Source organism: Mesorhizobium sp. M1A.F.Ca.IN.020.06.1.1 (assembly GCF_004023265.1).
Lineage (GTDB): Bacteria > Pseudomonadota > Alphaproteobacteria > Rhizobiales > Rhizobiaceae > Mesorhizobium.
In genome coordinates, this window is sequence record NZ_RZSR01000097.1 from 1 (window position 1) to 10,034 (window position 10,034).

Genomic DNA, 10,034 nt, shown 5'->3' on the forward strand with positions numbered 1-10,034 from the left:
AATGTCATCGACACGGTCGATGGAGCCTTGTCATTGGCCGAGGCCTTTGTGGGCGAAGCAGTCGGATTTTGCCGATCCGCATCTAACGACTTCCTCCAGAGCGGTTTCGAGCGAGGTCTCGCACGGGACGGCTACGTGATCGTTTGGGGTGAGTGGGGTGTTCCACCGACCATTCGGGCCGCGCTGCCGAGCGAAATCGATCTTCCCGCCACTGACGATGAGGTCCGATTGCTTCTGAAGCATTTGGATTCACCACCGCAGCTGGCCATCTCGATCACGCCATCCAGACGCATACGCGCGGCGAGTGGGCGGCCGCCAACGCCCAGCTCAGGACCTTCATGGAGGGCCTGTTCGATGATATCGCGCGTCAAATCGATCCGGCCGGCGCGGCGCGCGCGCAGACCGCCGAGAACCGTCGTGCACTCCTCGCCAGCGACGAGGTTGGTTTTCTTTCCATCAAGCGGAATGAATGGACGCCCGACGGTAAGAATTTCCTCAAAGGTCTTATGAAGATGCTCCACACGGAAGGATCCCATCCCGGCTTGTCCGACGAGGATCAATGCACCTTCCGTCTGCACATCGCGCTGGTCACCGCCCGGATGTTCCTCCGCCGCCTGCAACAAGGTCACCTCAGTTGAGCATCGGCATCGACGACTCCAACATTCCCGGGCCTGTGAGCGAGGAGAAGACCGTCGCTTTCGAGGTTCCCAATATCAACAGCCTACCGGACGATCGGCTGGCCGAGATTGCGCACATGCGCGACGGCCGGTGGAGCATTCAGACCAAGGATTTGTTGGCGCGTTTCGGAACGACGAAACTAGATCTCAACAGCGGGTGGGCGTCGACTTGGACCGGATGGAGCTGTCCGTGTTGCCGGCGCGAGAAGCCACAGCTCGCCAGGTTAAGCTCTGGCGGCGTTCTGCTCTGTCGGCTCGAGTTCCACCACGATCATGTCGCGGATCGCGCCAAGCGGATTTACCGCGAGCGCAATCCTCGAAGCGAGGACCGGGATGTCAACATTCAGATCAGTCGCACGAAGGATGCTCTGATGCCGCTTGTTGAGCGGTTCGAACCAACGCTCATCTGCATCGACTGCAATTTTGCTGAGGGTAGGGCCAAGCTGGAGCTCACGACGGAGATCGAGGGCGACTTCACCTTTGCGCCATCCGAAATTGCCACGTTCATTACGGTAGGCGCGAACCGCGTCCACGAAATCGATGCCGAAAAGGCGCGGCTGGCTTGGCTAGCCGCCAAGGATGACTTTGCCGACCGGATCGATTTCGCAACACGCATGGCGCATCGGATCGCCAGCGGGCGGCACCGTCGAGAGGTTGCGCCGGGGCAGCGGCTTCTCGGCCCCGCTCAAGATTGCGATATCATCTATCGTCTTTTCTCCTCCGCTGCGCCGTCAGGTTATCGTCATAGGCTGGGTACGCTCATAGAGATGCGCTCGCTCTCCAACGACAGTGCGGGCCGATCGCCTAAGCCCAAGGGTCGGCCAAAGGTGCAGGCCCCCAACGACGCCGAACTCGCGGCTGTGGAGGCCGCCCAGCACGAGACGAAAACCTGGGGGCAGGCCGGTCCGAATTGGCTGTGCCCATGTTGCGGTAGATCGAAACGCGAAATCTGTCGGAGATCGAATCGGGGCCTCTGGACCGCCCGTATCCACCGGGTCCTCGACTATCTTCCAGAGGATAACGAAGAGAGCCTCGTTCGCCGCCGAAGTGACGCGACAAGCCAATTCATCATCGGCTCATATCGTCGGGCATTGATTTGTCACGATTGCCGCAATATCACAGCCGAGCTCCTACGGCGAACGGCCGGATTCGAGGAACAAAGCCTTACATTGGACGATCTGCGCGAGCTCGTTGAAGGCGCCACGCCGCATTCGGCCCATCAGGTCGACTTCGAGAAAGCTGCCGCGTTGGCAATCGCGAACGCACCCTTGCTTGAAGCCATCGAGGATTTCGAAGATCATCGATCGCGTGCGATTGAGGCCCTCGCTGAGGTCAAAGCCACAATGAAGCTTATGGGTTGGCCCTGATCCAAAACACGCGATATCGTTGGATATGAGCTCGCTAAGGCAAAAGGCTGGGAAATCGATGAAGGCGACGCCCATGCCGACTGGCTGCTCCGGGAGGCACGGCGCATCCTTGATCTCGATGATGGCCTTGCGTAGTGCGCCACAGTTTCTTTTTCAATGATTTCCAGAGATCTCTACGGGAGGCCGTGTGCCGAGTATCGTTTCGGAAAGAAGCCTGCCAAGGCACCCGCCCGTGCCGCGGTGAACTCCACTACTTCGCGGGTGACGCAGAGGGAATCTTTTCGGGCGATCCGCTGACTTCGACGACTTCGCCATTCGAGCCGATGAGGCGTTCCGGTTCTCCGTGGAAATGATGCAGGCGGTTTACGTGACCTATGTTACCCACCGTCGCCGTTGCGCAAGTGCCCGGAGAGCCTCGCCGAAAGTGCGTTTTCGCGGCGTCAACGACGTCGTGTCACAACGTCTAAGTGCCTGACAGGGAGCGGCGTCGATGGTTGTCAGTGTCCTGCCTCCAAGCCGAAAGGGTGTCGGTGCTTTCTCGACCAAGTTCGCCCTGCAGCAGGACAACTGGGACGATTTTTCGTGAGGAACAGTTCTTCCTTCCATACCTGGAAGCAATCCCGGACCTCGACTTCCTCCGGGCTAACATTTCCTTGACAATGGTGGGCTCACGGTCAGCTTTGATATTGATCCCAACGTGGAACTTGAAGGGGCGACACGGGCGCGACTCGACCACGTGCTTGATCGTCTAAAGCTCAACGATCGATACGCGCGCGAAATCGACATCTATCTAGCCAGCCAGGCCACGGCGGTTCGAATGGCGTTTGCCGCGAGTGGACCGGATACCGTGCGCACTTACCTCCTGGTTCAGGCGGGCGTCGAAGGGCGACGCTTCCATCGCAATCACTAGCAGCCGACCTTGCTGCGAGCGCTCGCAGCAAACGCAGCGTTCTGCGAGGCGGATCAGCCGAGGTTCTGCCGGGGCCTAAATCCTCCTGCAGCATCGCCTCTTCGCGCTCTGCCGGAAGCGATGGCGGCCTCGCCCAAGCATTTCAGCTGAGCGCAATACGAACGACAGTGACGGCGACCTAGTGAGTGTATTCAGCGTCCTCAGGGGTTTCAGCATTCGCTGAAAAGGTCACTTCTAATGAAAACACCTTGACAAATTTCATTTCTCGCCCCATTTTCAACAAATGCTGAAATCAGGTGAATCAATGAAAGACCTGGAGGACCGCGCGGCCGAAGCAGTGGGTTCGCTGTTGCAAGGCGTCCCTATCATACAGGTCGAGAAAATCGAGCGGGCGCCCCCTCGGTACCGCGACGTAGATATTCTAGCCGAGTTCAGCGTCGATGGACATCGCCGCCGGCTGGCCTGCGAGGTCAAGTCTGTTGGGCAGCCACGGTACGTCCGGGCCGCGCTCCTTCAGCTTAGGAAAGCGGCAGACCAATTTAACCCGCCTGCAATCCCGATCTTCATCGCGCCGTACCTATCTCAGGACGCGCAGGCCCTGTGCCGTGACTTTGAGGTCGGCTTTCTCGATCTCGTTGGCAATGCGCGGGTCGCCTTCGACGCCGTATTCATAGAGCGCCAGGTGGAAGCGAAGCCACCAGCCATCCAACGCGGCCTAAAATCCATCTTCAAACCAAAATCGGCACAAGTCCTGCGGGCACTCCTTCGTGATCCTCATCGCGCGTGGCGTGTCGCGGATCTCGCGCAAGCATCGGATGTAAGCCTCGGACACGTCAGCAATATCCGAACCGAGCTGGTCGATCGCGAGTGGGCCGAGATCACCGATGAGGGCCTACGGCTGTCGCAGCCCGATCGGCTCCTGGATGCATGGCGCGAAGCCTATGAGCCTCCGGCAGGCGAGCGAATGGGCTTTTACACGACACTCCATGGCCAATCCTTCGAAAACTCGGCACAAGGGACGCTAAATGCCGGACCGGACGCGACCGCTGTCTATGCATCATTTTCAGCGGCGCATTGGTTGGCGCCTTATGGGCGCGTGGCCACGCAATATTTCTACGCGGATCCAACTGGTCTCCAGCGTCTGCGTGATGAGCTGAAACTATCCCCAGTAGCATCAGGGGCGAATGTCGTGATCACAGTCCTGAAGGATCGCGGCCTGTTCAACGATACCGTGGTGCCGACCCCTGGAGTGGTCTGCACGAGCCCTGTGCAGACCTACCTCGACCTTGCCATCGCTGGAGAGCGAGGGGCGGAAGCCGCCGACCATCTAAGAAGGGAAACCCTCTCATGGCGAAAGTAGTCCCGCCCGAACCTCAATCCGCCGCCGACTACGAAGACCGCACGACCAAAGCCGTGAAGGGAGTCTTGGTCGAAATCGGACAGATCCTTGGCAGCTTCAAAGGGAAGTTCGCCGTGGTCGGCGGAGCGGTTCCCTGGCTGCTTCTCGACAATGAGGACATGCCCCACGTCGGAACCCTCGACGTCGATCTCAGTCTCGATGCCGAGGCACTGGGCGATGGCGAGTACGTCATCTTGGTCGAGGCGTTGATGGGACAAGGCTACAAGCAGCGCGAGGAGCTTCGACGCTTCCAGCTTGTCCGTAAGGTCGCGGTGGACGACGGCGGGCCGCCCATCGACATTGTCGTTGATTTCCTCATGCCGCGTCATGCCGAAATCGTTAAGAACAGCCCTCCGATCTTGAGTGACTTTGCCGTTCAGCGCGCCGACGGGGCGGATCTTGCGTTGCGGTTCTATCAGCTCGTGGCGATCTCAGGTGACATGCCCGAGGGCGGCACAAATCGTGTCGAGGTTGCGGTATGTTCGATCCCTGCCTTGCTGGCTATGAAGGGCTACGCCCTCAATGGCCGCCATAAGCAAAAGGACGCATACGATGTCTATTATTGCATCCGGAACTATCCCGGCGGCACGGAAGCCTTAGCCGAAGCCTGCAAGCCCGTGCTCGAGCATAAGAGCGGCGCGCAAGGCTATCAGTACATATCGAACAAATTCGACACGGTCGAAGGCTACGGTGCCACGAGCGTTCGTAAATTCGTGGCCGAAACCGACATTCTTGAGGGGCGCTCTGCCGAACAATGGCAACAGGATGCCTTTGGACAGGTCGATGCCTGGTTGAGAGCGCTCGGCTTGAGAGGCTGATGGCGGGTAACGGGACGCGAGAGTTCTGACCCGGGATTTCGATGGGGGCTACCGGCGTGAGCGAATTTTCCTTGTACGGGCGCATGCTTGAGCATGGCACGCTTGCGGAGGAGCCCAACGATGTCCCGGACGCTCGTTTCGCGTTACCGTCGGCGATCCACTGGATCCGGGCACTTGCCATCGCCTCGGTCGCCTCGGACGTGGGCTTCGCGACAGCGAGCAGGTTTTACGCATCGGTCCAGCGCCGGGTTATGACAGATCGGGAGATCAATACCGTCTGTGAACAGATGCTCTTCGCGCTCCATCAGATCGCGGCTCTGACGGCGATCGAGCTTGCACCGAACAAGGCCGATGTGGCACGGATCGGAATAGTCGCCTGGTACTATGGAGTCTACGGCGCGGCTTCGGCCATGATTGCCGCGGGCGATGGATCGTTCCCGGATACCCATGCTGCAACGGCTCAACAATGGGATCGGCAGTTTGCCGCTACTGGCCTCGTCATGCCACCTTTCGCGGACAGGATCTCGAATCTGACCGACGCTGAGGTGAAGAGGCAACTCGCCGTGCCACGCAGCCGCGGCAAGCATTCTCTCACCGTCAAGCCTGTGTCCGATGAGCAAGGCTGGGGCTGCATTGCTGAATATCTCGCCGGGACGGCAGACTGGGAACAATGGAATATCAGGGAACGTGTCCGCGCGAGCCGTGAGTTCAGGGATCTCGGTGTGGACAGTTTTCGCACCTCTGCTGCCCGCCGGCTGCGGGACGCTGCATATGCAAAGCGGAGCATTGCCTTTCTCCATCAGGCTTCGCGTTATCGGGGAAAGGCCAACTATCGCGACGCGATTTATCTCGGCTACGGTAAGTCCGTACCCAAGCTGCTCGACACCTTTGTCGGCGATCTTACCATGGTGCTTCGAGCATTTTCATGCATGGCGGCGGGCTACTGCGCCGCGCGTCTCGGCCGCAAGCTGTGGGCGGAATTCATCGTCGATCTCGAAGCAAAGAGAGCGATTTCTGTTTCGCCATCATCTCTGTGGGCAGCGTGAAAGACGACGGAGCGGCTTGTATTTTTGCTCAGCACCAGGTGTCAGGTGGCGATCGCTCCCGCGACTACGTCATGTTCGTTCGCCGAACCCAAAGCGGACATGCGGGCGACCGTAACTATTAGGCTTCAATCTGGGGCAGAACCGGCACGATTTCTCCCGTGGTCATGTATATGATCGCGCCGCGTGGCGCCGAGGTCGCCCGAAGATAGCGCTGCAACTGCTGGATATACGCGGCCCGGTGCAAGTAGGTGTCGCGATCACTTTTCCAGTCCAGAGCCTCCAGGACCGTACCGCCCTCGATAGCGATCGCGTCGACACGGCCTGCAAGAAGATTGCCGGGGTCCAACTCACTCCACACAGACAGCTCCGGTACAAGGAAAGGGAGGAGGCGCTGCACATAGGAAAGCCGAAACGTCTGCAGCGCTGTCGCCGCGAGTTCGCCCGGATCAGGGACCTCGTCGGTGGGCTCAATGGTGAGAAGCTCATCGCGAAGGCGCTCGGCGCGGAGGGCAACATCATCATCCGGTGAGAGCTCTCCCGTCAAAAGCTCTTCCATGAGCTTGTGCAGGATCAGCCCCCGAATCCTGCCGGCGCCAATCGGCTCGACATATTCGAACGTGCTGGTTGGCTCGACTGTCACGGCCGGGGTGAGGATCTCTGCCCGATCGGCGTCATGAACACTAGGATTTACCCAGCGCAATGGCGGCGTCGCGGCTCTGACGACAGCAGCCTGCCGCGCGAATGCGTCGGCGTCCTGCGCTACCACCACGGCCTCGGAGCCGGTGGTCGGTCGTGGCGCGAGCGCATAAAGCTTCACTTCTTCGAGGAGATCGAATCGGAGATTGACCAATTTCGACCAGGCAGCGGGTCCCGCAGAGGAAAGATAGGGCACGATCAACAGGTCTCGGGCGCGCGTGCACGCGACGTACCACATGCGCTGATTTTCGAGCGCCTGACGCCGCGCCTGCTCCTCGCGGGCAAGCGTAAGCGCCGAGGACGAAACGCCCCCTATGACCCAATGCAGCGTGTTGTCGGAATGCCGATGCACAAATCGGTCCGATGGCCTTGCTTGTGTCCCCATGTTGATTGGGATCACCACGGGCCATTCGAGACCTTTCGCGCTGTGAATGGTCACGATCTCGACCGCGTCCCTCGACGCGTCGATCCGTCCTTCTTGGCGCGAGGCGCGGCGATCCCAATCGAACTGGAGATGGCGGACGAAGGCCCTGAAGCCTCGAACGTCAAAGGGCCGCGCGAGCTCCACAATCCGATCAAGATTGGCAAGCGAGCGCGCCGCGCGATTGTTGCCGCTCCGCGCTGACAGCGCGACACGCAACTGGAGCTGCTCGATCGCCTCGGCTAGGAGTAGGCGCGGCGTTGTGACGTTCACGCGCGCGCGAAGTTTCTGCAGGGTTTCAAGGACGGAGCGGGCGACGCCATGGGATACCAAGACCGGCGGCGTCGTGATGTCGAACAGGCCGGTGGGGGAGGCCTCGGGGCCGGCCTGATGGACCTCTTCGGCAATGTCGAGCAGCTCTTCGTCCGTGAGGCCGACCATCGGTCCGCGCATGAAAGCTCCGAATGCAAGCCGGTCGCGCGAGTCCGCAAGCGCGCGCAACAGCGCCAGCACGTCCTGGGTCTCCTGCTGCAGGAAGAGCGTCTTGCCGGCCTGCGACGCAACGGCAAGCCCGAGTGCTTCCAGGGCGCGCTCATAGCGCCAGAGCTCTGTGCCGGTCGGAGCCAGGAGCGCGATGTCGCCCGCCTCGAGAGAGCGGCGCTCTCCGCTATGCTCGTCTTCGATTTCGATGGCGCCGACGAGCTTTGAGCAGATCTGAGCAATTACGACCGCCTCGTCATCCCGCTGCTGCGCCATCTTGGCCTTCCGACCGTCGCCTATAGCCACATGCGACGCGCAGGCGAGTCCGTGCAGTGCTCCCTCGCGCGTGGCCGTGAGTGCGCCATAACTTGGCTGGCCGTCTGCATCGAGAACCGGCTGGAACACGCGATTCACGTAGTCGATGATGCCTGGCTGGCAGCGGAAGTTGGCACCGATATGGATGATGCGATCAGCGCCGAGACGGGTAATGGCCTGCTTCGCTTGCTTGTAGCTATCGATGTCGGCCCCGCGGAACGCGTAGATCGATTGCTTGGGATCGCCGACGACAAACAGCGCCCCATCGCGAAGGTCCGCGTTCTGCCATCGGTCGGGCATGCTGCGAGCCGAGATCGAAAACAGGATGCTGGCCTGTATCGGATCCGTGTCCTGAAACTCATCGACGAGGATGTGCGCAAACCGCTCACCTATCGCGGCGCGCACGATATCGTTAGTGGTGACGAGGGCATGGGCGCGCTGCAGCAGATCATCGAAATCGAGAACAGCGGCGTCTTCCTTGCGTTGCCTGTAGAGGTCCGTGACCGGATCGAGGGCACGCGACATCTGGCCGACCATGGCATCGCCAATTTGGCCGAGCAGATCAGAAAACCGGTCCACACAGGCACGGAAATGCTCGTCGGCCTGCTGGGAGAGTCCCGGACCATCGTCTTTCCCATAAGCCGACTTCCAGCGACCAAGATTGCGCGGCTCGGTGAATGTAAACTCGTTCCACTTCATCGAATCCGTGCGGGGCGGGTCCGCGAGTTCCCACAGCCGGGCGAAGGTCGGCTCAGTCTCGAAACAGTTCTCGTAGAATTCGGCGAGCGTCTCGAACTCCTCGATCAACGCCCCGGTGCTGCGCTCCTTGGGGTAGTTTGCGTACCAACGTCGAAAGGCGCGGACGCTTTCGACAAAGTCGATGTCCCTGCGTAGCGAGAGGTCGACCGGGACGGTGCCGGCGACGGGATGCGCAAGCTTCAGCTTGGCAAGATCGAAGCTGTCCTTGACGACCTTCAGCGGCTCAAACTTGGAGAGGACAGCGACTGGATCCTCGCCTTCCTGCATGCCGTGAGAGAGACGGTCGAACAGCCAGCCGGAGATGACGCTCTCGAACATCGTATCTGCCGTGGGCGCGTCCATCATCTGCGAACCGGGATCGAGTCCGGTCTCGACGGCATGGGCCATGATGATCTGCTGGCAGAACGCGTGAATCGTGCATGCGGTCATTTCGTCGAAGGCACCGATCGCCGAGCTGAGGACATCCCTTTTCTCATTGAGCAGTTCAGGGCTGACGGCGCCGCGTAGGACGTTCGGGATGTCGCCCGTCACCAGTTGCGTTGCATATTCGCGAATGCGCAGCGACAACTCGCTGGCCGCCAACTCCGTGAAGGTAATCGCGGCGATAGCGCGAGGTGGTACACCGTTCAGCATCAGCATGACGACGCGACCGGCGATCAGCGATGTCTTGCCCGTGCCCGCCGCCGCTTCGACCAGCAAAGTCCTGTCGAGTTCGGTCAGAACGCGGTTGCGCTCGACGGCATCGCTCAGCATCATGGCTCATCCCAAAGTGGCACGAGCTTTTGCTGAGCGGCGTTGAAGCCTTCCGCCTTCCGCCCCCGATAGCGATCGAGCGCTGCCGGCAGTGCGATCCTGAGGTCGTTGTAACCCGCAAACGCGTCTGGCCCCGGATAGGCGGCGCCGCTTTTCAGCCCTTCGACCGCGATGTCGATGAAGCGCAGCAGCGTCTCCTCCGCCCGTTCGAGGATCTCGCCATCAAGGCCTGCTGCAGGCCCCATCGTGTCGAGGTAGACGAGCCGGGTGATAATGGTGTTGGCCTCCGGGATGAGCTGCCTGATCGTGATGGCGTAGAGCGCGCGCTGCACTTCCGCCCCGCCGTCCAGGATCACGTCACGGATGTTGCGCGGCGTCAGGCCGGTCTTATAG

The 10,034-nt window shown here is 60.5% G+C and carries 6 protein-coding genes and 1 pseudogene; 4 read left to right on the top strand and 3 right to left on the bottom strand.

Features of this window, described 5'->3' with window-relative positions:
* Window positions 1–131: 131 nt before the first annotated feature.
* A complete protein-coding gene (locus tag EOA60_RS06950; protein ID WP_164899208.1) occupies window positions 132–620 on the bottom strand; it encodes a hypothetical protein in 489 nt (162 codons plus the stop codon).
* A 14-nt stretch (window positions 621–634) separates the two neighbouring features.
* On the opposite strand from EOA60_RS06950, the gene EOA60_RS06955 reads away from it, so the two are divergent.
* The 4 genes from EOA60_RS06955 to EOA60_RS06970 all read left to right on the top strand — a co-directional run bounded on the left by EOA60_RS06955 (window position 635) and on the right by EOA60_RS06970 (window position 6,217).
* Complete coding sequence (locus tag EOA60_RS06955) at window positions 635–2,044, top strand: hypothetical protein (RefSeq protein WP_128311176.1); 1,410 nt, start codon at window positions 635–637, stop codon at window positions 2,042–2,044.
* A gap of 1,214 nt (window positions 2,045–3,258) precedes the next feature.
* Window positions 3,259–4,314: a type IV toxin-antitoxin system AbiEi family antitoxin gene (locus EOA60_RS06960; RefSeq protein ID WP_245479278.1), complete on the top strand. Its 1,056-nt coding sequence runs from the start codon at window positions 3,259–3,261 to the stop codon at window positions 4,312–4,314.
* Complete coding sequence (locus EOA60_RS06965; RefSeq protein WP_127335867.1) at window positions 4,302–5,171, top strand: nucleotidyl transferase AbiEii/AbiGii toxin family protein; 870 nt, start codon at window positions 4,302–4,304, stop codon at window positions 5,169–5,171. Before EOA60_RS06960 ends, EOA60_RS06965 begins: the two co-directional genes overlap by 13 nt.
* Before the next feature lie 56 nt (window positions 5,172–5,227).
* The gene (locus EOA60_RS06970) at window positions 5,228–6,217 is read left to right on the top strand and encodes a hypothetical protein (protein WP_127335866.1); all 990 of its coding nucleotides are present in this window, start codon (window positions 5,228–5,230) and stop codon (window positions 6,215–6,217) included.
* A gap of 118 nt (window positions 6,218–6,335) precedes the next feature.
* On the opposite strand, the gene EOA60_RS06975 is transcribed toward EOA60_RS06970, so the two are convergent.
* The gene (locus EOA60_RS06975; RefSeq protein WP_128311179.1) at window positions 6,336–9,644 is read right to left on the bottom strand and encodes a UvrD-helicase domain-containing protein; all 3,309 of its coding nucleotides are present in this window, start codon (window positions 9,642–9,644) and stop codon (window positions 6,336–6,338) included.
* Window positions 9,641–10,034, bottom strand: a pseudogene (locus EOA60_RS37405) (hypothetical protein); the annotation flags it as partial. The gene EOA60_RS06975 and the pseudogene EOA60_RS37405, both read right to left, overlap by 4 nt.

Bases quoted from the DNA above. Each gene is read 5' to 3' on its own strand.
- EOA60_RS06965 (WP_127335867.1), top strand. From the start codon at position 4,302: ATGGCGAAAGTAGTCCCGCCCGAACCTCAATCCGCCGCCGACTACGAA.
- EOA60_RS06960 (WP_245479278.1), top strand. From the start codon at position 3,259: ATGAAAGACCTGGAGGACCGCGCGGCCGAAGCAGTGGGTTCGCTGTTG.
- EOA60_RS06975 (WP_128311179.1), bottom strand. From the start codon at position 9,644: ATGATGCTGAGCGATGCCGTCGAGCGCAACCGCGTTCTGACCGAACTC.